Consider the following 23,617-nt stretch of genomic DNA (forward strand, 5'->3'; position numbering starts at 1 on the left):
TCGGCCTGGGGCGACTCAGGCTGCGTCGCTCGCCGCCGCCGCCTCGACGCCCACGAAGAAGTTGTCGCGGAAGAGGCCTGCCGGGTCGACCTCCGCCTTGATCGCACGCAGGCGCGCGAGCGTGGCGGGCGGGAAGGCGCGCTCGAGCAGGTACTGGTCGGTGCGCTGCTCGAAGCTGAGGTAGAGGCCGTCCATGACGTCCTCGAGCTCGGTCCAGAGCACGTCGAACGTGCCCGAGGCGCCGATCGCCGTGATCGAGAAGCGCGCCTCGCGATGTGCGAAGGCCGTCGCGTCGGCGGGCACGCCCTCCGTCGCCCCGCCCATCGAGCGGATCTGGAACCACGGCGTCGAGCCCGAGCCGACGAGCGCCGCCGATCGGCGCGCGACCTCTCCGCCGAGCGATGCGACGAGCCCCGAGCGGAACCGCGGCTCGCCGACAGCGGGCGCGCGGTCGCCGACGAACGTCGCCATGACCTGGTCGTACGTCGCGAGCACGACCTGCTGGCTCACGAGCGGCGCGAGCGCCGCGAACGCGTTGAGTCGCTCGAGGATCGTGTCGGGGTCCTCGGCGTCGACGACGCCGTAGACCTGCGCGATCGCCGGTCGGCCCTCGCCCGCGCGTCCGAGCGTCGCGAAGAGGGTCGTGTCGCGCGGGGATGCCTCCATCGTGCGGCCGAAGTCCTCGAGCCAGCCGGCGACGTCGTCGATCTGGAACGCCAGCTGCGCGAACCCCACCTGCCCCACCTCGGCGGCGCGCACGTCGAACGACGTCACGACGCCCACGTTGGCGCCGGCGCCGCGGATGGCCCACAGCAGCTCGGGTCGCTCGGTCTGGGACGTGCGCACGACCGAGCCGTCGGCGAGCACGACCTCGGCGCCCACGACCGAGTCGATCGTGAGGCCGTGCGCGCGCCCCATGAGGCCGACGCCGCCTGCCGTCGCGAGCCCGCCCACGCCGACGCCGCCGTAGTCGCCGCTCGAGATCGCCCAGCCGCGGGGCGCGAGTGCCGCGGCGACGTCGACCCACGTCGCGCCCGGGCCGAGCCGCACGATGCGCTCGGCCTCGTCGATCACCTCGATGCTCGCGAGCGCGCCGACGTCGAGCACGATGCCGCCGTCGTTCGTCGACCGCCCGCTCACCCCATGCCCGCCCGAGCGGATGCCGAGCGGCACGTGCGCGTGCTCGCGGGCGAACGCGACCGCATCCACGACCTCGGCGACCGACTGCGGGCGCAGCACGAGCCCGGGGGAGCCGCCGCGCATCGCCGACGACCGCACGCTCGCGTACGCGAAGTCGCCCGGCTCGACCGCGTGCTCGCGCAGCGACTCGGGCAGCGCGTCGTACGCGATGCCGTCGCGGCGCGCCGCGAGCGCCACCGACGAGCGACCCGGCGCCTGCACGCCCGACGCGGCTCGACCTGTGGCGACGGCGTCGCGCAGCGCGGCGCCCGTGCCCTCGGCGAAGCCGCGGATCGTGCGCTCGTCGTCGGCCATGACGATGAACGTCGAGACGCCGTCCTCGAGCGCCAGGCGCACGAGCTCGTCGAGCGGCTCGTCGCCGCGGATGTTCAGCAGCCGGCGGATCTCGCGCGGGTCGCGGCCGACGCCCTCGGCCGCAGCGTCGATGCGCGCGTTGCCCGCGGCGACGTCGCCGGGCTGCATGTACGGCAGCGACGGCAGCCAGCCGTCGCCGACCTCGCCCGTGAGGCGCAGCATGCGCGGCTTGTACGCGCCGACGTGGATCGGGATGCGGTGCGCGGGCGCGGGCCCGCGCTTCGCGCCGGCGACGGGGTAGTGCTCGCCACCGCGCACGGCGCCGCGCCCCTCCGCGTCCCACAGCTCGCGGATGAGGTCGATCCCCTCGCGCAGCGCATCGATGGACTCGCCGGCCGTCAGTCGGCGCCCGCCCATCGCGGCGATGGCGTCCCAGAACCCGCCTGCGCCGATGCCGAGCTCGAATCGGCCGCCCGACAGCAGGTCGAGCGATGCGGCGGCGCGCGCAGTGACGGGCGCGGGGCGCAGCGGCAGGTTGAGCACGTTGGGGGAGAGCAGCACGCGCTCGGTCTCGGCGGCGACGAACGACAGCAGCGTCCACGTGTCGAGGAAGGCCGCCTGGTACGGGTGGTCCTGGAACGTCACCATGTCGAAGCCGGCGTCCTCGCTCGCCTGCGCGAGCGCCACGACGCGGTCGGGATGCGCTGCCGTCGGCGTGATGAACGTGCCCAGCTGCAGCGGGTGGCCGTAGTCCACGGGATGCCTCCTCGATTCGTGTTGTGAGACAACCTATCTGCCGAGCCACGCATTCCCGCTAGCATCGGGGCATGGCGGACGACCTCGAGCTCGGATGGTCGCTCGGCGTGCTCTTCCGCGAGTGGCAGCGGCGCGCGCAGGAGGCGACGGCGTCGGTGCCGCACGGCCCGCGCGGCTTCCAGATCCTGCAGACGCTCGATGGCGCGACGCCCAGGCAGGGCGCGCTCGCCGCGCACCTCGGCATCGACCGCACGGTGCTCACCTACGTCGTCGACGACCTCGTCGCAGCGGGGCTCGTCGAGCGTCGCGTCGATCCCAGCGATCGGCGGGCGCAGCTGTGCGCGCTCACCGAGCTCGGCGCATCCACGCTCGCGACGCTGCGCGATGCCGTCGCCGCGAGCGAGCGCTCGCTGCTCGACGGCGCGACGGGCGACGAGGCGGCGCTGCTCGAGCGCCTCGTGCGCCAGGCGGCCATCCGCCTCCACGCGGGCGACGATCGCGACGCATGTCGCGTCGTCGAGGACGTCGTCGACGTGCTCGGCGCCGCGCCGCAGCGCTCGTAGGCGGGACTAGGCCGCGACGGGCTCCGCCGCGTCGCTCGCCGCGCGCCGGTCGCGGATGAGCCAGCCGAAGCCGCCCGCGATGAAGAGCATGAGCACGCCGTAGACGCCCGCGGGCAGGCTGACCTCGATGGATCCGAGCACCGTCTGCGCGATCACGATGGCGAGCACGGCGTTGTGGATGCCGATCTCGAACGACGACGCGACGGCCTGGCGTCGGCCGACGCCGAGCCAGCGCGGCACGAAGTAGCCGATCGCAAGGCTCGCGACGCAGAAGAGCGCCGTGATGAGCGCGAGGCTCGCGACGTTGGCGACGAGGATGTCCCAGTTCGAGATGACGGCGCCTGCGATGACGACGACGAGCACGACGAACGAGCCGACGCGCACGGGCTTGTCCATGCGGTCGGCGAAGCCCGGGGCGAGGCGTCGCACGAGCATGCCGAGCGCCGCCGGTCCGAGCACGACGAGGAAGACCTCGACGGTCTTCGACAGCTGCAGGCCCAGCTGGTCGTCGAACGGGTCGAAGATCGCGATCGCGAGGTTCGTGATGAGCGGCAGCGACACGACGGCGATGACGGAGTTGATCGCGGTCAACGAGATGTTCAGCGCGACGTCGCCGCGGAACAGGTGGCTGTAGAGGTTCGCGACGGTGCCGCCGGGCGATGCGGCGAGCATCATCATGCCGACGGCGAGCAGCGGCGGCAGCTGGAAGAGCGCAACCAGGCCGAGGCAGATGGCGGGCAGCACGAGCAGCTGGCAGGCGAGGGCCACGATGACGGCGCGCGGATGCTTCGCGACGCGAGCGAAGTCGGCCAGCGTGAGCCCGAGGCCGAGCCCGAACATGATGATGCCGAGCGCGACCGGCAGGCCGACGGTCGTCAGTGCAGATCCCATGGGGACAGTGTGCGGCAAACGGTGAGGGATGCTCGGCGCACGCGCCGTACCTGTGGAGAGCGCGTGCGGACACGCCGCACTCGGCAGCGAGCCGCGACTCCGTGACGGAGGGGCCGCCATAGCCTGGGGGCATGCACGACGGACTGGGGCAGCATCCCGCGCCGACGCACGTCGTCGCCCATCTGAGCGACACGCATCTGCTCGCGGGCGGCGCGCTGCTCGGGGGCGCGATCGACACGGCCGGGCACCTGCGCGACGCGCTCGCTCGGCTCGAGCTCGCGGCGCCGAGCGCCGACGCGCTCGTCGTCTCGGGCGACTGCACCGACCTCGGCGAGCCCGAGGCGTACGCGCTGCTGCGCGAGCTCGTCGAGCCCGTCGCCGAGCGGATGGGTGCGACGATCGTGTACGCCGCCGGCAACCACGACGAGCGCGCGCCGATGTGGCGAGCGCTGCACGACGTCGAGTCGGCCGCGCCGTACGACCACGTGCACGAGGTCGCCGGCCTGCGCATCGTCTCGCTCGACACGAGCCTCGCGGGCTTTCACCACGGCGCCTTCGACGACGGCCAGGCCGAGTGGCTCGCCGACGTGCTCGCCACGCCCGCCGAGCACGGCACGCTGCTCGTGATGCACCACCCGCCGCTGCCGTACCGCGCGCGCATCATGCAGGTGCTCGAGTTCCGTGACGAGCCGCGCCTCGCCGAGGTGCTCGCCGGCTCCGACGTGCGCGCGATCCTCTCCGGCCACCTCCACGTCAACGGCTCGGGCACCTTCGCGGGCATCCCCGTGATCCTCGCGAACGCCACGTCGTACGCCGACGATCTCGCCGCCGGCCCGACGGGCTTCGAGGGCGTCGACGCCGCGCAGTCGGCGAACGTGCTCGAGGTCTACCCGCACACGATCGCGCACTCGGTCGTGCCCGGTCGCGCGCACGCGTCCCTCGCACCGCTGCCCGCCGACCTGCACGCGCAGCTCGCCGCGCTCGACCCGCAGGGGCGCACCGACCGGTTCAGCAGGAAGCCCTGACGCTCGTGGCCGTCGCGACGATGCGCGTCGAGGAGGCGATCGACGCCTACCTCGCGCACCTCGAGCGCGAACGCGGCGCGAGCCCCCGCACGGTGCGGTCGTACGGCGCCGACCTGCGCAGCCTGCGCGCGCACTGCGACGCCGCGGGCGTCGACGACGTCGCCGCGCTCGACCTCGAGGTGCTGCGCGACTGGCTCTACGCGGCGAGCGAGCAGGGGCTCGCGAAGTCGACGCTCGCGCGGCGCAGCTCGACCGTGCGCGGCCTGGGCGCGTGGCTCGAGCGCGAGGGCGTCGCGATCGGCGCGTCGCGCCTGCGCACGCCCAAGCGCGACGCGCACCTGCCGCGCGTGCTCTCGCGCGGTGCGATCGACGGCATCGTCGCGCGCCTCGAGGACGCCGCCGAGACGGGCGATCCCGTGGCGAGGCGCGACCTCGCGATCGTCGAGCTGCTCTACGCGAGCGCCCTGCGCGTCTCGGAGCTCGTGGGCCTCGACGTCGACGACGTCGACCTCGAGCGCCTCACGGTGCGCGTGCTCGGCAAGGGCGCGAAGGAGCGCGTCGTGCCGTTCGGCGTGCCGGCGCTCGATGCCGTGCACGACTGGATCCGCATGGGGCGACCCGCCCTCGCCTCCGGTCGCGAGTCGCGGGCGCTGCTGCTGGGCGTGCGCGGCGGGCGGATGGGGCAGCGGGCGGTGCACGCGCTCGTCGCGCGCCTGCTCGAGGACGTGCCCGGCTCGGGCCCTGCGGGCCCGCACGCGCTGCGGCACACGGCGGCGACGCATCTGCTCGACGGCGGCGCCGACCTGCGCGCCGTGCAGGAGCTGCTCGGTCACGCGAGCCTCGGCACGACGCAGATCTACACGCACGTGTCGCTCGAGCGGCTCACGGAGTCGTACCGCACGGCGCACCCTCGCGCGTAGGCGGCTCATCCCGAGCCGCGCGCGAGCGGCAGCAGCACGGCGCGCTCGGCGCCGAGCAGCGCCATGGGGTTCGCGTACGCGTCGTCGATGCGCACGCCGAGGTGGATGCACGCACCGCATGGCCGGTGCCCGCCCACGACCGTGCCGATCGGGTCGCCGGCCTCGACGACGTCGCCGGCGGCGACGAGCGGCGCGACGGGCTCCGCCGTCACGAGCACCTCCCACGGCACGCCATCCATCCGCACCGTCACGACCGGCCGATCGACGACCGTGCCCGCGAACGTCACGGTGCCCGACGTCGCGGCGACGACCGTCTCGCCGGGTGCGGCGGCGACGTCGATGCCGCGATGCCCGGCGCCCCAGCGCGTCGATGGCGCCGCGAACGCGCGCAGCACCTGTGCCTGCGGCACGGGCCACGCGAGCGACCCCTCGAGCTGCTCGGGCACCTCGGCGGCGGTCGTGCCACCGCCGCGGTCGTCGGTCGCGGCGGCGGGAGGCGCCCCGCCCACGACGAGCACCGCGCAGAGCGCTGCCAGCACGAGTCGCGATGCGGGCATGCGGCGGTCGGACATGCGTCGACCCTCCACCCGACGAGAGCCGGCGCGATGCCGCGCGCGACCACCTGGGGATGGCGCAGTCCTGTGAGGGAGCCGCGACCCGCGACCGCGCGCGCGTCCGCAGGCTCCGAGCGTGTAGCATTGCCGGAGCACCTCCGCTTCGGGGGTGACTTCGCGCGTCCGCGAACGCGACAGCCTCCACATGGTCCGGCACTGCCGGCGGGGCTCTCGCAGGACGCCAGGGGAGCGGTCGCCGATCGCTCCGCCAACCGCAACAGAATCAGGAGATGGCTCATGGCCGTCGTCACCACTCGCCAGCTGCTCGACAGCGGCGTCCACTTCGGGCACCAGACCCGTCGCTGGAACCCCAAGATGAAGCGCTTCATCTTCACGGAGCGCTCGGGCATCTACATCATCGACCTCCAGCAGTCGCTCGCCTACATCGACAAGGCGTACGACTTCGTCAAGGAGACCGTGTCGCGCGGCGGCTCGATCCTCTTCGTCGGCACGAAGAAGCAGGCGCAGGAGCAGATCGCCGAGCAGGCGACCCGCGTCAACCAGCCCTACGTGAACCAGCGCTGGCTCGGTGGCCTCCTCACGAACTTCCAGACGGTCTCCAAGCGCCTCGCGGTGATGAAGGAGCTCGAGGAGATCGACTACGAGAACGTCGCGGGCTCGGGCTTCACGAAGAAGGAGCTCCTCCTCAAGCAGCGCGAGCTCACGAAGCTGCAGAAGTCGCTCGGCGGCATCCGCAACCTCCAGCGCACGCCGTCGGCCCTGTGGGTCGTCGACATGAACAAGGAGCACCTCGCGATCGACGAGGCGAAGAAGCTGGGCATCCCGGTCATCGCCATCCTCGACACGAACTGCGACCCCGACGACGTGCAGTACCCGATCCCGGGCAACGACGACGCGATCCGCTCGGTGGGCCTGCTCACGAAGATCATCGCCGACGCCGCGGCCGAGGGCCTGCGCGAGCGCCACGAGGGTTCGTCGGACGCCGACGTCGAGCCGATGGCCGAGTGGGAGCGCGAGCTGCTCTCCGAGGGTGCTGCCGCTCCCGAGGCGACCGAGGTCGTCGCGGAGCAGGCTGAGGCCGCCGCGACCGAGCCCGCCGCCGAGGAGGCTGCGGTCGAGGCCGAGGCTGCTGCCGAGACCACCGAGGCCGCCGTCGAGGCGACCGAGGAGCCCGCCTCGGAGGCGACGCCCGCCGCCGAGACCGAGGACGCCACCGCGTCCGCCAAGCAGTAAGGACCAGTCACCACATGGCAGTCAACATCGCTGACCTGAAGGCGCTGCGCGAGCAGCTCGGCACCGGCATGTCCGACACCAAGGCAGCGCTCGAGGAGGCCGGCGGCGACGTCGAGAAGGCCACCGAGATCCTGCGCCTCAAGGGTGCGAAGGGCAACGCGAAGCGTGCCGACCGCACCACGAGCGAGGGCCTCGTGGCCGTCGCCGAGGGCACCGGCTCGATCACGATGATCCAGCTCGCCTGCGAGACGGACTTCGTCGCGAAGAACGACAAGTTCATCGCGCTCGCCGACAAGGTCGTGGCTGCGGTCGCCGCCGCTGGCGCGTCGACGCTCGAGGAGGCCCTCGCGGCCCCCGCCGAGGGCTCGACCGTCCAGCAGGTGATCGAGGATCAGGCTGCGACGATCGGCGAGAAGATCGAGCTCGCCAAGGTCTCGACCCTCACGGGCGACGCGTTCGCGACGTACCTGCACCGCACGAGCAAGGACCTGCCCCCGCAGGTCGGCGTGATCGTCGCCTTCTCGGGCGACGACGCGGAGACCGCTCGCGCCGTGGCGCAGCACATCGCGATGTTCGACCCCACGGTCGTCAGCCGCGACGACGTGCCGGCCGAGCAGGTCGAGAAGGAGCGCGCGCTCGTCACCGAGATCGCGCTCGGCGAGGGCAAGCCCGAGGCTGCCCTGCCGAAGATCATCGAGGGTCGCCTCACGGGCTTCTTCAAGCAGATCGTCCTGGTCGACCAGGACTACGCACGCGACAACAAGCAGTCGGTCGGCAAGGTCCTCGAGGCCGCCGGTCTGACGGTGTCGGCGTTCTCGCGCTTCAAGGTCGGCGCGTAGCCAGCACCTGAGAGCCACGATGCACCTCGAAGGGGGCCGGAGCGATCCGGCCCCCTTCGTCGTGTCCGGCGGTCGTCGTGTGACCCCGGCGCGGTGCCGGACATGACGGGCAGACCAGGAGGATCCGTGACCCGAACCCGCGCCATGCTCGCGCTCCCCGCCGCCCTCGCAGCGCTCGTCCTCGTCGGCTGCGCCGACGCCGTACCGGCGCCGTCGCCGACGCCCAGCGCGAGCGAGAGCCCGACCCCCATCCCGACGCCGACCCCCGAGCCGCTGACGCGCGAGCAGACGCCGATCAACTGCCTCAACGTCGTGTCGGCGGAGCTCCGCGCGCATCTGCTGGGCGCGACGGCGACGACCAGCGTGACCGGCCGTTCCGGCCCCTGGCCGATGGGGGCCGTCGGCGGAGAGCTCCCGCTGCCCGAGCAGACGCGATCGACGGCGTGCGGGTTCGCGATGCCCGACGGCTTCGTCGAGGGCGTGACCTACATGGAGTTCTCGCGGTCGGACACCGCGCAGCTGCTCGTCGACCTCGCGGACTTCGGCGACCGCGGCGAGATCTCCCAGCCCCCGGGCACGGACCTGGTGCTCGAGCCTGCTCCCGGAGTCGAGGCTGCGCAGCAGCTGGTCATCCCGTTCGACGGATACGTGAAGGCGTGGATCGTCGGCGATGGCTGGATGCTCGCGCTCGACACGGCATCCGGGGTCGACGCGCTCGCGGCATCCGCTCCGGATGCGACGGTCGATGCCGCGATGCTCACGGACCGCTTCCCGCCGCTCGATCAGACGTGCGAGCCGGTGCTACCGATCCCGACCGCCGACCTCGACCTCATGGCGCGTCACGGGTTGGGCAGCGGGACCACCGTCGCGTCTCGGGACACGCCCATCTGCCACGCGAACGAGGCGAGCGGCTACGAGCGCGTGCTCTGGTGGGAGGACGTGACCGCTGCCGACCGCGAGCAGCTGCTCGACGATGCGGCGGCCGGCGTCGACGGCATGCGCCTGCAGGGCTCGACGCTCGACGGCGGCGGTGCGATCGTCGCGCTCGCCGACGACACGCGGCTCGTCGTCTTCGACGCCGTGGTCGTGCACCTCGCGATCCCCATCGACGGTGAGCTGGCGCTGCAGCTCGCACGGCACGTCCACGCCCCCGCGTGGCTCGACGTGCCGCCCGTCGCATGACCTCCGCCGCCGACGCCGCTGACGTCCAGCACCGCCCACGAAGGATGGTCCCCATGCACCCACGCCACGCACTCGCCCTCGCCGCACTCGTGCTCGCGACCACCCTCGCCGGCTGCAGCACCGCCTCGCCGACGCCGGCGTCGAGCGGCTCGCCGCCCGCGACGGCATCCGCCGAGCCGACGCCGTCGCCCGAGCCGCTCGCCTACGACGAGGTGCCGGTCAACTGCCTCAACGTGCTCTCGCCCGAGCTGCGCGAGAGGCTGCTCGGCATGACCGACGTGGCCGTCGCGAGCGTCACGACGCGGCAGGGGCCGTACGGCACGTCGTCCGAGCTCGGGTTCGACGCGTTCGATCGCTGGGTCACGTGCGAGCTGACGTCACCGGATGCGGTCCTCTCGACGGGCGCCGTGAGCATCCAGATGTACGAGTTCGACCCGTCGCAGACCGCGTCGGCGGCCGCCGCGCTGCTCGCCGGCGTCGTCGAGGGCGACGGGGTCGAGGTCGGCACGGTCGACGGCATCGCCGACAGCACCCTGGTGCGCATGACGGGGGAGGATCGGGAGTACGTCGGCATCGTGCTGCCCGGGCGCCGCTTCGACATCGGGGGCGCACCGGTCGTCGAGTGGTACGTCGCCGAGACGCCCGACCCGACGTTCGACGCGGCGGCCTTCATGGCGGCCCTCGGACCCGTCGGACAGGACTGCGCGACGATGCTCCCGCAGGACGCCGGCGTCGGCACGGACGCGTCGGGCGCGGCGTGGCTCCTCACCGACTCCTACGGCACGGGCCCGTATCCGCTGTCGTGCCTCGGTCAGGTCGCCGGAGGGTTCACCGAGGATGCGCTGTCGTGGTCGCCCCTCGATGCGACCGCCCGCGACGCGCTGCTCGCCGACGCCGATGCAGGCACCGACGGCATGGCGAGGCAGGGCACGACCGACGACGACGAGGGCGAGCTCGTCACGAGCGCCGGCGCCGTGCTCGTCGCGTTCGACGACGCGCTCGTGTCGCTCACGCTGCCCGTCGACCAGTCCACGGCGCTGACGATCGCCAGGGGCCTCCACGCCCCCGCGTGGCTCGACGTGCCGCCGCTCGCCTGAGCGCATCCGCACGCCCTCGGCGCGGTAGGGTCGATGGCGGCCCTGGCACGACCTGCTGGGCTGCACGACTCGACGGAGGACCCATGACCGACGCCCCCCGCACGAATCGCCGACGCGTCCTGCTGAAGCTCTCGGGCGAGGCGTTCGGCGGCGGCTCCCTCGGCGTCAACCCCGACGTCGTGCAGGGCATCGCGGCGCAGATCGCCGATGCCGCGAAGGACGTCGAGATCGCGATCGTCGTCGGCGGCGGCAACTTCTTCCGCGGCGCCGAGCTCTCGCAGCGCGGCATGGATCGCGGACGCGCCGACTACATGGGCATGCTCGGCACCGTCATGAACGCGCTCGCGCTGCAGGACTTCCTCGAGCAGGCGGGCGCGGCGACGCGCGTGCAGTCGGCGATCCAGATGACGCAGGTCGCCGAGCCGTACATCCCGCTGCGCGCCGAGCGCCACATGGAGAAGGGCCGCGTCGTGATCTTCGGCGCCGGTGCCGGCCTGCCGTACTTCTCGACCGACACCGTCGCGGCGCAGCGCGCGCTCGAGATCGGCGCGGCCGAGGTGCTCGTCGCCAAGAACGGCGTCGACGGCGTGTACACCGCGGATCCGAAGAAGGACCCGACGGCGACGCGCATCGACGACATCACGTACCAGGAGGCCCTCGTGCGCGGCCTCAAGATCGTCGACGCGACGGCGTTCAGCCTCTGCATGGACAACGCGATGCCGATGCTCGTGTTCGGCATGGAGGGCGACGCCATCGCGCGAGCCATCCGTGGCGAGCGCCTCGGCACCGTGGTCCACGGCTGACCCGCGCGCACACCTAGACTGCAAGAGACGCTTGGAGGCGCCATGATCAGCGACGTGCTCACCGAGGCCAAGGACAAGATGGCCCAGTCGATCGAGGTCGCGAAGGATGACTTCGCGACGGTGTCGGCGGGACGCGCCAACCCGGCGCTCTTCCAGAAGCTGCTCGTCGAGTACTACGGCACGCCGACGCCGCTCGTGCAGCTCGCGGGCTTCCAGCAGCCCGAGGCGCGCGTGCTCGTCATCACGCCGTTCGACAAGTCGGCGCTCAAGGACATCGAGAAGGCCATCGTCGGCGCACCCCACCTGGGAGTGACCCCGAACAACGACGGCCAGCTCATCCGCATCACGATGCCCGAGCTCACGGCCGAGCGTCGCAAGGACTACGTGAAGATCGTGCGCGACAAGGCCGAGGCCGCTCGCGTCGCGATCCGCAACGTGCGTCGCGCGGGCAAGACCGACCTCGACGCCCTCACGGGCGAGGTGAGCGACGACGAGATCGCACGCGGCGAGAAGGACCTCGACGCGGCGACGAAGGCGGCCGTCGAGCAGATCGACGAGGCGCTGAAGAAGAAGGAAGCCGAGCTGCTCGAGGTCTGAGCGACCCGACGTCGAGGAGAGGCACGCGTGGCAGAGCGCGACCCGCATCGGATCGAGGCGCAGATCCAGGCGCAGATCCACGCGGCCCGTGAGCAGATCGAGGCTGCGAACGAGCGCGCCAACGCGCGCGCCGGTCGCAACCTCCCCGTGGCGATCGGTCTCGGCGTCGTGCTCGGTGTGCTGCTGCTCGCGAGCCTGCTGCTCTTCAAGGGCCTCTTCGTCATCTTCTGCAGCGTGCTCGTCGCGTTCACGCTGTACGAGCTCGCGAGCGCGCTGCGCTTCGCCGGTCGCGACGTGCCGCGCATCCCGCTCGTCGTGCTCGGCGTGGGACTGCAGGGCGCGACGTGGTTCTGGGGCGCTGCCGGCCTCTGGTACGGCACGCTGCTGGCGATCGCCGTCATCGCGCTCTACCGCCTCGCCGAGGTCGCGGTCGCGCCGTCGACGCGCACGGGCGCACGCGCGATCGCGACCGACATCTCGGCGAGCGCCTTCTGCATCGCCTACTGCGGCGTGCTCGGCGCGTTCTCGGTGTTGCTCACGAAGCAGGAGCACGGCGAGTGGTGGACCCTCGGGTTCCTCGTGCTCGCGATCGTGAACGACACGGGCGCGCTCGCATCCGGCGTGCTGTTCGGTCGCACGAAGCTCGCGCCGCGCATCAGCCCCGGCAAGACGTGGGAGGGCTTCGCGGGCGCAGGCGTGCTCGTGGTCGCCGCCGCGATCGCCTACGGCATCCTCGCGCTCGACGTGCCCTGGTGGTACGGCGTCATCATCGGCCTCGTCATCCTCACGACCGCGACGGTCGGCGACCTCGCGGAGTCGCTCATCAAGCGCGACCTCGGCATCAAGGACATCGGCACGTTCCTGCCTGGCCACGGCGGGTTCCTCGACCGTCTCGACTCGAGCCTGCCGAGCGCCGTCGTCATGTACGCGCTCTACGAGATCGCGCGCCTCGCGGGCCTGTGATGCGGTCGGGCGGCGGCGACGCATGACGATCGTGAGAGGATGCGAGGCATGAGCGCCACGTTCCCGAAGGTCCGTCGTGGGCAGCTCGGCTACGACATCGAGCAGGTCGAGGACTTCCTCGAGGATGCACGCCGCGCCTACGCGAGCGACTCGCCGACCGCCCTCGACTCCTCGCAGATCCGCCAGGCGTCGTTCGCCCTCGCGAAGTCGGGCTACTCGCCCGCGCACGTCGACGCCGCGCTCGAGCGGCTCGAGGAGGCGTTCGCGAACCGCGAGCGCGAGCGGGGGATCGCGTCGAAGGGCGAGGCCGCCTTCTTCGAGGGCATCCGCACGCAGGCGGAGGAGACGCTCGCGCGTCTGAAGCGCGTCGACGGCGAGCGCTTCCGCCGCGTCGGCTCGCTCACGAAGGGCTACCGGGTCGCCGAGGTGGATGCGTTCGCCGCACGCCTGGCCGACTACCTCGAGGACGGGCCGGAGATCACGCCCCGAGAGGTGCGCACGGTGCAGTTCACGGCGCAGCGCGGCGGATACGACGAGGATCAGGTCGACCTCGTGCTCGACTCCGTCGTCTCGCTCATGCTCGCCGTGCGCTGACCGACGCTCGCGAGCCGAGGCCGGGCTGGGCCGTCGTTACCTGGTCGTGATAGTCTCGACCCCCATGTTCTCTCGTACCGATGCCCCTGCGCGCCGCACGCGGACGCGCGGCATCGTCTCGATCGCTGCGCTCGTCGCCGCGAGCGCCTTCGTGGCCGTCTCGATCGTCGACCCGAACGTCGCGTCGTACGCCGAGGACAGCGGCCTCGCGAGCGAGAACCAGCTCGCGCAGGGCATCGGCGAGGTCACGGGCTCCGGCGACGCCGTGCAGCGCGACGACCTCGTCGTCGAGAGCCCCACGCCGACCCCGACGCCCACACCGACGCCGACGGCCGCGGCATCCACCGGATCCTCGTCGGCCTCGACCTACGTGCTGCCAGCCGTCGCCGCACCCGACCCGGGCTCGGCGCAGGCCATCGCCCGCGACATGGTGCTCGCGCGCGGCTGGGGCGACGATCAATACCAGTGCCTCTACCTGCTGTGGCAGCGCGAGTCGAACTGGAACGTCTACGCCCACAACGTCTCGAGCGGTGCGTACGGCATCCCGCAGTCGCTGCCCGGCTCGAAGATGGCCACGGCGGGCGCCGACTGGCAGACGAACCCCGCCACGCAGATCACGTGGGGCCTCGGCTACATCGCCGGCCGCTACTCCACGCCCTGCGGCGCGTGGGCGCATTCGCAGTCCGTCGGCTGGTACTGAGGCCGTGGCCGGGCGCAGGCCCAGGCGTTGTCCGACCGATCACGTGCCGCTCGACGTCGACCGCATCCTGCTCGGCTCCCTGCGCACCGAGACCCGCATGGGGTTCGCCTGGAAGGTGCAGCCGATGAGCGCGTCGAACGCGCAGAAGGCGTACCGGTGCCCGGGCTGCGAGCAGCTCGTCGAGCCCGGCACGGCGCACGTCGTCGTCTGGCGCGACGACAGCCTGTTCGGCGACCGCGCGGTCGAGGACCGTCGGCACTGGCACAGCGCCTGCTGGCGCATCGCCTGACGCCGACGGAGCACGAGCGCGTCGGAGCGCACGAGCGCCCGCAGGGGAGCGCTAGAGCGCGTCCTGGCGTGGGATGACGACTTCCTTGAGGATGAGCTGGATCGCCGCGGCGACCGGGATGGCGACGAGCGCGCCGAGGATGCCGAGCAGCGTGCCGCCCGTGAGGGCCGCGAGCACGACGACGACACCCGGCACCTTCACGGCGCGGTTCATGATCTGCGGGCTCAGCACGTACGCCTCGAACTGCATGTAGACCGCGTAGTAGATCGCGACGGGCAGCGCCGTCTGCGGGCCGTCGAGCAGCAGCACGAGCAGCGAGATCGTGACCGAGGCCGTGATGGTGCCGACGAGCGGGATCGTCGAGGCGAGGAAGGCGATGAACGCGTAGACGACGGCGAGCTCGGAGCCGACGATCGACAGCATGACGAACGACAGGATGCCGTTGCAGAGGCCGAGCGCGAACTGGCCCGTGACGAACTTGCCGACCGCCGACATGATCTGCTCGGCGATGCGGATGAACGTGGGGCGCTTCGACGCGGGCACGAGGCGGTACATCGCCGACTTCAGCGCGGGCAGCGAGCCCATGAAGTAGAGCATGAGCACGAGCACGATGAAGCCGCCGAAGAGCGCGGCGACCGTGGCGCCGACTGCGCCGATGACGGTCGTGACGACGCTGCCGAGCTGCGGCGGCAGCGACGCGTACGTGTTGGGGTCCTGCAGCGCCTGCAGGGTGTCGTCGATCATGCCCTGCCAGTCGACGCCCGGGAACGTCGTCTGCGCCCAGTCGAGCACGTCGTCGAGCAGGCCGGCCTGGAACGTCGCGACGACGCCCTGGATCAGCGTCGAGAACTGGTCGACGATGCGCGGCACGATGAGGAAGACGATGCCGACGAACGCGCCGAGGATGGCGACGATGACCGTGAGCACCGCGAGCCACCTTGGGAAGCGGTGGCGCGTGAGGAACTGCACGATCGGGTCGACGCCGAGGGCGAGGAAGATCGCGGCGAAGGCGTAGACGAGCACGGACGAGATCTGCCCGACCGCACCGGCGATCGCGATCGCCAGCAGCACGCCGAGCCCGCCGAGCAGGCCGATCTGGAATGCACCCTTCACCCTCATCCCGCCAGCATAGGTGGCGCATGCCGGGTGCTCGGCGCATGCCGACTGGAACGCGCCGGTGGCCCTCGGGTACCCTGGATGGTCGGACGTGCGCGGCTCGACGGATCGGTCGCCGCGCGGAGGGAACCTGCATGCGATATCTGCTCTCGGTGATCAGCCTCGTGCTCGCCGTGGCCTGCTTCGCGCTCGCCATCGGCCAGCGCACGATCTGGGCACCGCCGCAGACGATCACCGAGCAGCTGCAGCAGGCGGTCGACTCGCCCGTCGTGGTGCTCGGCGGCGACGTGCTCGCGACCCATGAGGGTCGCCAGACCATCACGATCACGGGCGACGGCGCCATCACGGCCGTCGTCGGCCGCACGAGCGACGTGCTCGGCTGGATCGGCGAGGCCGACCACGCCGTCGTCGTCGACCAGGACGGCGAGCTCGGGCTCGACGTGACGAACGGCGGCGAGGAGTCGGTGCCCGCCATCGCGGGCAGCGACCTGTGGGTGCAGGAGGCGACGGGCGAGGGCGAGGTCTCCCTCGAGCTCGCTGCGCCGCTCGACTACTCGGTCGCGATCGTGTCCGACGGCACGGCCGCCGCCCCGAGCGACATCCGCGTCGAATGGCCCAACGAGCGCTCCATGCCGTTCTTCGGTCCCCTCATGACCGCGGGCTTCGTGCTCGCTGCCCTCGCGCTGCTCCTGCTGCTGCTCGCGGTGCGCAGGCACCGCAGGCACCGCGGCCCGCAGCGACGCCTGTCGCCGGCGCCGTCGCGTCGTGAGCGGCGCGAGATCCAGCGCGGTGCGAAGCGCGGCCTGCCCGTCGCGCCGCCGCAGCAGGCGATCGAGGCCGGCTCGGCACCCGATCCCGATGACGCCGCCTCCGGCGAGACGGCGACCGACGCGTCGACGACCGGCGAGACGCCGGCCACCGACGCACCCGAGACGCCCGCCGACGACGCCCGCCGCACCGAGCGCCGCGCGACCCCGCGCCGCCGCGCGACGCTGCGCCGTGTCCGCCTCGTCGTGCCCATCGCGATGGGCGCCGCGCTGCTCACGGGCTGCGGCCCGCAGTACTGGCCCGACCTCGCGCAGCCCTCGGCGACGCCGTCGGGCTCGCCCGAGCCGACGAGCCTCGAGGACACGCTGCCGCCGGCCGCCGTGACCGTGCGCCAGTTCGAGCGCATCCTCGCCGACACCCGCGAGGTCGTCGCGCAGGCCGACTCGACGCTCGACGCGAACCTCGCAGCAGAGCGCCTCGGCGGCCCGCAGCTCGACGCGCGCACCGTCAACTACACGGTGCGCGGGCAGGACGGGAGCATCGCCGCCGCGACGGGCATCCCCGACGGCGACATCCAGCTGCTGCTGCCGCAGCAGAGCGAGGTCTGGCCGCGCTCGGTCATGGCCGTCGTCGGCTGGCAGGACGAGACGCAGGCGCAGTCGGCGCTCGTCTTCGTGCAGGACTCGCCGCGCGAGGACTACCGCCTCGTCTACCAGTTCCGTCTCGAGTCGGGCAACCAGCTCACCGGCGCCTCCGCCGACGTCGGCGCACCGGGCCTCCCGGCGAACACGCCGCTGCTCGAGGTCGCGCCCGAGTCCATCGCCGCGGCGTACGGCGACGTGCTCATCAGCGGCCCCAACTCGTCGTGGGCGCCGCGGTTCCCCGCCGAGAACGACTCGCTGCAGGAGCAGGTCGGCTACGACGACAAGCAGGAGACGCTCGCGCTCGAGACGAGCCAGACGGTCGACATGACGTTCGCCGACGCCGAGGACGACCAGGCACCCGTGACGCTCGTCGCGGACGCCGACGGCGGCGCGTACGTCGCGACGTCGTTCGTCGAGTCGACCACGTCGATCCCGCGCGAGGAGGGCGTCACTGTGCGCCCCGGCGTGGGCGCCCAGACGGCGCTGTCGCCCGTCGAGAGCTCGACGACCGGCCTCACGGCCTCGTACCAGATCCAGGCGCTGTTCTACGTGCCGCCGAAGTCCGACGACGGCTCCGAGCAGCCGCTCGTGCTGCTCGGCTACGCCTACGCGCTCATCGACGTCCAGGAGGTCCAGGGATGACCGATCGTCTGCCCGCGTCGATGGCCGGCGCCGTCGACCTCTCCGGCCTCGCGGCGCGCCACGCGCGTCCGGCGGCACCGCAGCAGGCAGCACCCGCCGACGGCACCGCGGCACCGCAGGGCGGCGTCGGCGTGATCGTCGACGTCGGCGACGCCGACTTCGCGCAGATCGTCGAGCTGTCGCGCACCGTGCCCGTCGTCATCGACATCTGGGCCGAGTGGTGCGGGCCGTGCAAGCAGCTCACGCCGATCCTCGAGCGGCTCGTGACCGAGTACGCGGGCCGCATCGTGCTCGCGAAGGTCGACGCCGACCAGAACCCGCAGCTCGTGCAGGCGTTCCAGGCGCAGTCGATCCCGACCGTCGCCGCCGTCATCGGCGGCCGACCCGCCGCGCTCTTCACGGGCGCGATCCCCGAGGCGCAGGTCGTCGACGTGCTCGAGCAGGTGCTCGCGTTCGCGGCCCAGGAGGGCGTCACCGGCCGCCTGCCCGTCGGCGAGCCGGGCGAGCCGCCCGAGGAGCCCGCGGAGCCGCCGCTGCCGCCGCTGCACCAGGAGGCGCACGACGCGCTCGACCGCGGCGACCTCGCCGCGGCAATCGACGCGTTCGAGCGGGCGATCGTCGCGAACCCGCGTGACGGCGAGGCCGTCGCGGGCCTGGCGAACGTGCGGCTGCTCGAGCGCCTGCAGGGCACGACGGCCGACGGCATCCGCCAGGCGGCCGCCGAGGCACCCGACGACGTCGCGGCGCAGATGCTCGTCGCCGACCTCGACGTCTCGGGCGGTCACGTCGACGACGCGTTCGCGCGCCTGCTCGACCTCGTCGCGGCGACGACGGGGGAGCAGCGCCAGGACGTGCGCCTGCGCCTCGTCGACCTCTTCGAGATCGTCGGCGCCGACGACCCGCGCGTCGGTGCGGCGCGTCGCCGCCTGACGACGCTGCTCTACTGAGCGCGGCCTAGGCGCTGCGGCCCGCGAACGCCGCGAGCCTGCCGTACGCATCCGCGTCGGCAGCGGGCTCGACGGCGGGAGCGAACGCCGAGCCGCGCCGCTCGTCGGTGAGGTTCGCCGAGACGAACGCGAGGCCGCGCTCGGCCGCGGCCGGGTCGAGGTCGCTCGTCGACGTGCCCGTCGCTGCCGCGAGGTCCCACGCGTGCGTCGCGAGCTCGCCGAGCTGCCAGTCGACCTGGGCGTCGAGGCCGTCGGCGTAGGCGGCGCGCAGGTCGTCCGCTGCCTCGGCGAACGCGGCCGCGCGGTCGTCGTTCGTCGCCGTCGCGGCCGCCCAGTCGACCTCCTCGCCGCGCATCCCCGCGGCGAAGTTGCGCAGGTCGACGACGAGGTGGTCGACGAGCGCGCCGGCATCCCACTCGGCGCACGGCGTCGCCGCATGCCAGTCGTCGACCGCGCCGATCATGCGCTGCAGGTCGTGCAGCAGTCCGTCGAGGGTCGCGTCGATCGTCGTCATGCCGCGATGCTGCACCCGACCGCCGACGCGGCGCCAGCCCTTGGCGCGACGTCGGCGGTCGTGTGCGTCAGCGAGCGGGCGTGAGGAGCAGACCGGCGAGTGGCGGGATCGTGAGCGTCGCAGACGCCGGACGGCCGCCGAACGCCTCGTCGGTGGCGTGCACCGTGCCGAGGTTGCCGACGCCCGAGCCGCCGTACTCCGTCGCATCCGAGTTCACGAGCTCCGTCCACGCGCCAGCCTCGGGCAGGCCGATGCGGTAGTCGTGCACGGGCTTGCCCGAGAAGTTGTGGATCGCCGCGATCGGCCGGCCGTCGTGACCGTGGCGCAGGAACGCCACGACGTTGTCGGACGAGTTGCCGCCGTCGATCCACTCGAAGCCCGCGGGCTCGGAGTCGCGACCCCAGAGCGCCTCGTGCTCGCGGTAGACCCGGTTGAGGCGCCCCACGAGTCGCAGGAGGCACTGGTGCGCCGGCTGGTCGAGGATCCACCAGTCGAGGCCGCGCGCCTCGCTCCACTCGCTCGGCTGCCCGAACTCCTGCCCCATGAAGAGCAGCTGCTTGCCGGGATGCGCCCACATGAACGTGAGGTACGCGCGCACCGACGCGAGCTGCTGCCAGTGGTCGCCGGGCATCTTGCCCAGCAGCGAGCCCTTGCCGTGCACGACCTCGTCGTGGCTGATCGGCAGCGTGAACGCCTCCGAGAACGCGTAGAGGAACGAGAAGGTGATGTCGTGGTGGTGGTGCGACCGGTACATGGGGTCGACCTGCATGTACCGGAGCGTGTCGTGCATCCAGCCCATGTTCCACTTGAGCCCGAAGCCGAGCCCGCCCTGGTCGGTCGGCCGGGTGACGCCCGGCCACGACGTCGACTCCTCGGCGATCATCACGATGCCGGGGCAGCGCTTGTACGCGGTGGCGTTGACCTCCTGCAGCAGCGAGATCGCCTCGAGGTTCTCGCGCCCGCCGTGCTCGTTGGGCAGCCACTGCCCCTCGGCGCGCGAGTAGTCGAGGTAGAGCATCGATGCGACGGCGTCGACGCGCAGGCCGTCGACGTGGAACTCCTCGAGCCAGAACACCGCGTTCGCGACGAGGAAGTTGCGCACCTCGCTGCGACCGAAGTCGAAGACGTTCGTGCCCCAGTCGAGCTGCTCGCCGCGGCGGGGGTCGCCGTGCTCGAACAGCGGCGTGCCGTCGAAGCGCGCGAGCGCCCACTCGTCCTTCGGGAAGTGCGCGGGCACCCAGTCGACGATGACGCCGTAGCCGGCGCCGTGCAGGCGGTCGACGAGGTACTTGAGGTCGTCGGGATGCCCGAACCGGCTCGTCGGCGCGTAGTAGCCCGTGACCTGGTAGCCCCACGAGCCGCCGAACGGATGCTCTGCGAGCGGCAGGAACTCGACGTGCGTGAAGCCCGTCTCGTCGAGGTAGGCGATGAGCGGATCGGCCATCTCACGGTACGAGAGGCCGGGGCGCCACGAGCCGAAGTGCAGCTCGTACACCGACATGGGGCCCGTGTGCGGGTCGGACTGCGCGCGAGCGTGCATCCACTCGTCGTCGCTCCACTCGAACGTCGAGACGCCCGTCTTCGACGCCGTCGCGGGCGGCACCTCGGTGAAGCGCGCGAACGGGTCGGCGCGGCGCACCCAGCCGTCGTGCGTGAGCAGCTCGTACTTGTACGCGTCGCCGGGGCCGACGCCGGGCACGAAGAGCTCCCAGATGCCGCTCGCGCCCATCGAGCGCATCGCGTGCATCGTGCCGTCCCAGCCGTTGGCGTCGCCGATGACGCGCGCCGCGCGCGCATTGGGCGCCCAGACCGCGAACGACGTGCCCGCGACGCCCTGGTGCTCGCGCACGTGGCTGCCCAGCACCTCCCACGCCTGCTCGTGCCTGCCCTCGTGCCACAGGTGCGCGTCGAGCTCGCCGACGGTCGGCAGGAAGCGGTACGGATCCTCGGCCTCGTGGCCGACGCCGTCGTCGTACGTCGTGCGCACGCGGTACGGCACGACGGGGCCGGGCACGGTGCCCTCCCACACCCCGTGGGCGACGTGCGTGAGCGGCACGGCATCCGCGCCCTCGGGCAGCGCCTCGACGGTGCGGGCGAGCCTGCGCACGACGCGCACGACGTGGTCGTCGCCGTCGGGATGCGCGCCCAGCAGGTCGTGCGGCGCGGGGTGCGAGCCGACGCTGAGCTGCTCGAGCGTGGCGTCGTCGATCGTCGTCGTCATGGGTGCCTCACGTGCAGGATGTGGACGGGCTCGACGAAGGCGTCGAGGCGCACGAACGCGTCGTCGCCCCACTCCCACACCTGATCGGTCACGAGGTCGTGGACCTCGAAGGTCGAGCCGGGCTCGAGGCCCAGGGCGGCGAGGTCGAGGTGCACCATCGTCTGCCGCACCGAGTGCGGGTCGACGTTGGCGACGACGACGATGGTGTCCGGCTCGCCCGACGGGGTGAAGCGGCCGTCGAGATGCTTGGAGAACACGAGCACGCCGTCGTCGTCGCTCCAGTGCACCGTGAGGTTGCGCAGCTGCTGCAGCGCGGGATGCGCGGCGCGGATGGCGTTGAGTCGCGTGAGGTACGGCGCGATCGACGTGCCGAGGCGCTCGGCCCTGGCCCAGTCGCGCTCCTTGTACTCGTACTTCTCGTTGTCGACGTTCTCCTCGGAGCCGGGGCGCGCGACGTCCTCGATGAGCTCGTAGCCGGCGTAGACCGCCCACGACGGCACGGCCGTCGCGGCGATCGCCGCCCGGATCTTGTACGCCGGCACGCCGCCGAACTGCAGGAACTCCGTGAGGATGTCGGGCGTGTTCGTCCAGAAGTTCGGGCGGAACCACGCCGCCTGCTCGCCCGACACCTCGGCGAGGTACTCGGCGAGCTCCTCCTTGGTGTTGCGCCACGCGTAGTACGTCACCGACTGCTGGAAGCCGACCTGTGCGAGCGTCTGCATCATCGCAGGGCGCGTGAACGCCTCGGCGTGGAACATGACGTCGGGGTGGCGGTCGGTCATCTCGCGGATGACCCACTCCCAGAACCACACGGGCTTCGTGTGCGGGTTGTCGACGCGGAAGATCTGCACGCCGCAGTCGACCCACTGCTCGAGCAGGCGCACGGTCTCGTGCGCGATGCCGGCGGGGTCGTGGTCGAAGTTGACCGGGTAGATGTCCTGGTACTTCTTCGGCGGATTCTCGGCGAACGCGATCGTGCCGTCGGGCAGCTGCGTGAACCAGTCGGGGTGCTCGACGACCCACGGGTGGTCGGGTGCGCACTGCAGCGCGAAGTCGAGCGCCACCTCGATGCCGTGCGCCTGCGCCTCGGCGACGAAGTCGCGCAGGTCGTCGATCGTGCCGAGGTCGGGGTGGATGGCGTCGTGGCCGCCGTCCTTCGAGCCGATGGCCCACGGGCTGCCGGGGTCGCCGGGCGCCGGGGTGAGCGTGTTGTTCGGTCCCTTGCGGTTCACCTCGCCGATCGGGTGGATCGGCGGCAGGTAGAGCACGTCGAAGCCCATGGCGGCGACGCCGGGGATGCGCGCCTTCGCGGTCTGGAAGGTGCCGGACACCCATCCGTCCGCCGTCTTGCGCGCGCCCTCGGAGCGGGGGAAGAACTCGTACCAGGAGCCGACGAGCGCCTTCGTGCGCTCGACCTTGAGCGGCACCTCGTCGGAGGCCGAGACGAGCGCTCGCGGCGGATGCGCCTGCAGCTGCGCGCGCACGGTCGCGGTGGTCGCGGCGGCCCAGCGGTCGTCGGGCACCTGCGTCTCGTCGCGCAGCACGGCGGCGACGTCGGCGAGGCTCGCGGGGCCGTCAGCCTCGGCGATCGATCGCTCCATGAGGCGGGCGCCGATCTCGAGCATGAGCTCGACGTCGATGCCGGCGCCGATCTTGATCTCGGCGTCGTGCAGCCACGTGCCCCAGTCGTCGCTCCAGCCCTCGACGTGCCACGTCCACATGCCCTGCTCGTCGATCGCGGCGAGCGCCGAGTAGCGGTCGGTGCCGGGCGCGACGAGGTGCATGGGCTCGCGGTGCACGGCGCCAGAGGGGGCCGTGAGCACGAGCGTCGCGCCGATCTGGTCGTGACCCTCGCGGAACACCGTGGCCGAGAACGGCACGACCTCGCCGACGACGGCCTTCGCCGGATGCGGCGAGCCGGGGATGACGGGGAACAGGTCGCGCACGGGGATGCGGCCCGTGTGCACCTGCGTGCGCGGGTCGGGCGAGGCGGCGGGCGCGGCTGTCGTGGCCCCGGACGCGGGCCGCGGTGCCGACGGCGGCAGCGGCGCCGAGGCGTAGGCGGGCGGCGTCGGCGCCGAGATGGGCTCGTCGTCGGCCGGGGGCAGCGCCGCGACGGCATCGGTCACGGTCGTCGGCGGTGCCGGGGCCGATGCCGGGGGAGCGGGCGGGGCGCTGGGCGTCGACGGCGCAGCGGGCGGCACGGGCGTGCTCGGCGGCTCGGTCGCGGGCGGCAGCGGCGTC

General features: G+C 72.5%; 22 protein-coding genes. 15 read left to right on the forward strand and 7 right to left on the reverse strand.

Translation table 11 applies throughout. The annotated features are described in order from the left end of the window. Positions 1-15: 15 nt before the first annotated feature. A complete protein-coding gene (locus BLQ67_RS14530; protein WP_092506235.1) occupies positions 16-2,250 on the reverse strand; it encodes an LLM class flavin-dependent oxidoreductase in 2,235 nt (744 codons plus the stop codon). A gap of 71 nt (positions 2,251-2,321) precedes the next feature. On the opposite strand from BLQ67_RS14530, the gene BLQ67_RS14535 reads away from it, so the two are divergent. Further along, on the forward strand, positions 2,322-2,813 hold the full coding sequence (locus tag BLQ67_RS14535) for a MarR family winged helix-turn-helix transcriptional regulator (protein ID WP_092506237.1): 492 nt from the start codon (positions 2,322-2,324) through the stop codon (positions 2,811-2,813). Positions 2,814-2,819: 6 nt separating this feature from the next. On the opposite strand, the gene BLQ67_RS14540 is transcribed toward BLQ67_RS14535, so the two are convergent. Beyond that, positions 2,820-3,704, reverse strand: a complete 885-nt coding sequence (locus tag BLQ67_RS14540; RefSeq protein ID WP_092506239.1) for a bile acid:sodium symporter family protein — start codon at positions 3,702-3,704, stop codon at positions 2,820-2,822. 131 nt (positions 3,705-3,835) lie between these two features. Between BLQ67_RS14540 and BLQ67_RS14545 the strand changes: the two genes are divergently transcribed. Together BLQ67_RS14545 and BLQ67_RS14550 are read left to right on the forward strand one after the other, a co-directional pair. Then, positions 3,836-4,729 carry a metallophosphoesterase gene (locus BLQ67_RS14545; protein WP_092506241.1) on the forward strand — a complete coding sequence of 298 codons (894 nt, stop codon included), beginning with the start codon at positions 3,836-3,838 and terminating at the stop codon, positions 4,727-4,729. Positions 4,730-4,749: 20 nt separating this feature from the next. After that, positions 4,750-5,649 (forward strand): tyrosine recombinase XerC, encoded by a 900-nt coding sequence (locus BLQ67_RS14550; RefSeq protein WP_092506972.1) that lies wholly within the window; start codon positions 4,750-4,752, stop codon positions 5,647-5,649. Between the two features lie 5 nt (positions 5,650-5,654). Here the strand turns inward: BLQ67_RS14550 and BLQ67_RS14555 are convergent, their stop codons facing one another. Next, positions 5,655-6,221, reverse strand: coding sequence for a murein hydrolase activator EnvC family protein (locus BLQ67_RS14555; protein ID WP_092506243.1), 567 nt, complete (start codon positions 6,219-6,221; stop codon positions 5,655-5,657). 279 nt (positions 6,222-6,500) lie between these two features. Between BLQ67_RS14555 and rpsB the strand changes: the two genes are divergently transcribed. The 10 genes from rpsB to BLQ67_RS14605 all read left to right on the forward strand — a co-directional run bounded on the left by rpsB (position 6,501) and on the right by BLQ67_RS14605 (position 14,521). Next, positions 6,501-7,457: a 30S ribosomal protein S2 gene (gene rpsB, locus BLQ67_RS14560; protein ID WP_092506245.1), complete on the forward strand. Its 957-nt coding sequence runs from the start codon at positions 6,501-6,503 to the stop codon at positions 7,455-7,457. 14 nt (positions 7,458-7,471) lie between these two features. Beyond that, positions 7,472-8,296: a translation elongation factor Ts gene (gene tsf, locus BLQ67_RS14565; protein ID WP_092506247.1), complete on the forward strand. Its 825-nt coding sequence runs from the start codon at positions 7,472-7,474 to the stop codon at positions 8,294-8,296. Positions 8,297-8,422: 126 nt separating this feature from the next. Continuing rightward, positions 8,423-9,478 carry a hypothetical protein gene (locus BLQ67_RS14570; RefSeq protein ID WP_157674865.1) on the forward strand — a complete coding sequence of 352 codons (1,056 nt, stop codon included), beginning with the start codon at positions 8,423-8,425 and terminating at the stop codon, positions 9,476-9,478. Positions 9,479-9,531: 53 nt separating this feature from the next. Continuing rightward, positions 9,532-10,575, forward strand: coding sequence for a hypothetical protein (locus BLQ67_RS14575; RefSeq protein WP_092506251.1), 1,044 nt, complete (start codon positions 9,532-9,534; stop codon positions 10,573-10,575). Positions 10,576-10,658: 83 nt separating this feature from the next. Continuing rightward, positions 10,659-11,378, forward strand: coding sequence for a UMP kinase (gene pyrH / locus BLQ67_RS14580; protein ID WP_092506253.1), 720 nt, complete (start codon positions 10,659-10,661; stop codon positions 11,376-11,378). Positions 11,379-11,420: 42 nt separating this feature from the next. Next, positions 11,421-11,975 (forward strand): ribosome recycling factor, encoded by a 555-nt coding sequence (gene frr / locus BLQ67_RS14585; protein WP_092506255.1) that lies wholly within the window; start codon positions 11,421-11,423, stop codon positions 11,973-11,975. A gap of 27 nt (positions 11,976-12,002) precedes the next feature. Continuing rightward, entirely contained in the window at positions 12,003-12,938 is a 936-nt protein-coding gene (locus BLQ67_RS14590) for a phosphatidate cytidylyltransferase (RefSeq protein ID WP_231945073.1), read from the forward strand. A 48-nt stretch (positions 12,939-12,986) separates the two neighbouring features. Beyond that, a complete protein-coding gene (locus BLQ67_RS14595) occupies positions 12,987-13,532 on the forward strand; it encodes a DivIVA domain-containing protein (RefSeq protein ID WP_092506257.1) in 546 nt (181 codons plus the stop codon). A gap of 64 nt (positions 13,533-13,596) precedes the next feature. After that, complete coding sequence (locus tag BLQ67_RS14600; RefSeq protein WP_092506258.1) at positions 13,597-14,232, forward strand: aggregation-promoting factor C-terminal-like domain-containing protein; 636 nt, start codon at positions 13,597-13,599, stop codon at positions 14,230-14,232. A 43-nt stretch (positions 14,233-14,275) separates the two neighbouring features. Continuing rightward, positions 14,276-14,521: a hypothetical protein gene (locus BLQ67_RS14605; protein WP_092506260.1), complete on the forward strand. Its 246-nt coding sequence runs from the start codon at positions 14,276-14,278 to the stop codon at positions 14,519-14,521. Positions 14,522-14,572: 51 nt separating this feature from the next. Here BLQ67_RS14605 and BLQ67_RS14610 read toward each other — a convergent pair whose 3' ends face one another. Then, entirely contained in the window at positions 14,573-15,640 is a 1,068-nt protein-coding gene (locus BLQ67_RS14610; protein ID WP_092506262.1) for an AI-2E family transporter, read from the reverse strand. 131 nt (positions 15,641-15,771) lie between these two features. Here BLQ67_RS14610 and BLQ67_RS14615 point away from each other — a divergent pair, with 131 nt between their 5' ends. Both BLQ67_RS14615 and BLQ67_RS14620 read left to right on the forward strand, forming a co-directional pair. Next, complete coding sequence (locus tag BLQ67_RS14615; protein WP_092506264.1) at positions 15,772-17,691, forward strand: hypothetical protein; 1,920 nt, start codon at positions 15,772-15,774, stop codon at positions 17,689-17,691. After that, the gene (locus tag BLQ67_RS14620; protein WP_092506266.1) at positions 17,688-18,638 is read left to right on the forward strand and encodes a tetratricopeptide repeat protein; all 951 of its coding nucleotides are present in this window, start codon (positions 17,688-17,690) and stop codon (positions 18,636-18,638) included. The genes BLQ67_RS14615 and BLQ67_RS14620 overlap by 4 nt, the downstream gene beginning before the upstream one ends. A gap of 7 nt (positions 18,639-18,645) precedes the next feature. On the opposite strand, the gene BLQ67_RS14625 is transcribed toward BLQ67_RS14620, so the two are convergent. From BLQ67_RS14625 to BLQ67_RS16750, 3 genes are all read right to left on the reverse strand, one after another. Further along, a complete protein-coding gene (locus BLQ67_RS14625) occupies positions 18,646-19,152 on the reverse strand; it encodes a TIGR03086 family metal-binding protein (protein ID WP_092506268.1) in 507 nt (168 codons plus the stop codon). Between the two features lie 67 nt (positions 19,153-19,219). After that, on the reverse strand, positions 19,220-21,373 hold the full coding sequence (gene glgB, locus BLQ67_RS16745; RefSeq protein ID WP_092506270.1) for a 1,4-alpha-glucan branching protein GlgB: 2,154 nt from the start codon (positions 21,371-21,373) through the stop codon (positions 19,220-19,222). After that, positions 21,370-23,418, reverse strand: coding sequence for an alpha-1,4-glucan--maltose-1-phosphate maltosyltransferase (locus tag BLQ67_RS16750; RefSeq protein ID WP_407922495.1), 2,049 nt, complete (start codon positions 23,416-23,418; stop codon positions 21,370-21,372). The genes glgB and BLQ67_RS16750 overlap by 4 nt, the downstream gene beginning before the upstream one ends. Between the last annotated feature and the right edge of the window lie 199 nt (positions 23,419-23,617).

It is taken from the genome of Agrococcus jejuensis (assembly GCF_900099705.1).
GTDB lineage: Bacteria > Actinomycetota > Actinomycetes > Actinomycetales > Microbacteriaceae > Agrococcus > Agrococcus jejuensis.

Bases quoted from the DNA above. Each gene is read 5' to 3' on its own strand.
- BLQ67_RS14620 (WP_092506266.1), top strand. From the start codon at position 17,688: ATGACCGATCGTCTGCCCGCGTCGATGGCCGGCGCCGTCGACCTCTCC.
- BLQ67_RS14575 (WP_092506251.1), top strand. From the start codon at position 9,532: ATGCACCCACGCCACGCACTCGCCCTCGCCGCACTCGTGCTCGCGACC.
- tsf (WP_092506247.1), top strand. From the start codon at position 7,472: ATGGCAGTCAACATCGCTGACCTGAAGGCGCTGCGCGAGCAGCTCGGC.
- BLQ67_RS14615 (WP_092506264.1), top strand. From the start codon at position 15,772: ATGCGATATCTGCTCTCGGTGATCAGCCTCGTGCTCGCCGTGGCCTGC.
- BLQ67_RS14610 (WP_092506262.1), bottom strand. From the start codon at position 15,640: ATGAGGGTGAAGGGTGCATTCCAGATCGGCCTGCTCGGCGGGCTCGGC.
- BLQ67_RS14625 (WP_092506268.1), bottom strand. From the start codon at position 19,152: ATGACGACGATCGACGCGACCCTCGACGGACTGCTGCACGACCTGCAG.
- frr (WP_092506255.1), top strand. From the start codon at position 11,421: ATGATCAGCGACGTGCTCACCGAGGCCAAGGACAAGATGGCCCAGTCG.
- BLQ67_RS14540 (WP_092506239.1), bottom strand. From the start codon at position 3,704: ATGGGATCTGCACTGACGACCGTCGGCCTGCCGGTCGCGCTCGGCATC.
- BLQ67_RS14535 (WP_092506237.1), top strand. From the start codon at position 2,322: ATGGCGGACGACCTCGAGCTCGGATGGTCGCTCGGCGTGCTCTTCCGC.
- BLQ67_RS14550 (WP_092506972.1), top strand. From the start codon at position 4,750: ATGCGCGTCGAGGAGGCGATCGACGCCTACCTCGCGCACCTCGAGCGC.
- BLQ67_RS14600 (WP_092506258.1), top strand. From the start codon at position 13,597: ATGTTCTCTCGTACCGATGCCCCTGCGCGCCGCACGCGGACGCGCGGC.
- BLQ67_RS14555 (WP_092506243.1), bottom strand. From the start codon at position 6,221: ATGTCCGACCGCCGCATGCCCGCATCGCGACTCGTGCTGGCAGCGCTC.
- pyrH (WP_092506253.1), top strand. From the start codon at position 10,659: ATGACCGACGCCCCCCGCACGAATCGCCGACGCGTCCTGCTGAAGCTC.
- BLQ67_RS14595 (WP_092506257.1), top strand. From the start codon at position 12,987: ATGAGCGCCACGTTCCCGAAGGTCCGTCGTGGGCAGCTCGGCTACGAC.
- rpsB (WP_092506245.1), top strand. From the start codon at position 6,501: ATGGCCGTCGTCACCACTCGCCAGCTGCTCGACAGCGGCGTCCACTTC.
- BLQ67_RS14545 (WP_092506241.1), top strand. From the start codon at position 3,836: ATGCACGACGGACTGGGGCAGCATCCCGCGCCGACGCACGTCGTCGCC.
- glgB (WP_092506270.1), bottom strand. From the start codon at position 21,373: ATGACGACGACGATCGACGACGCCACGCTCGAGCAGCTCAGCGTCGGC.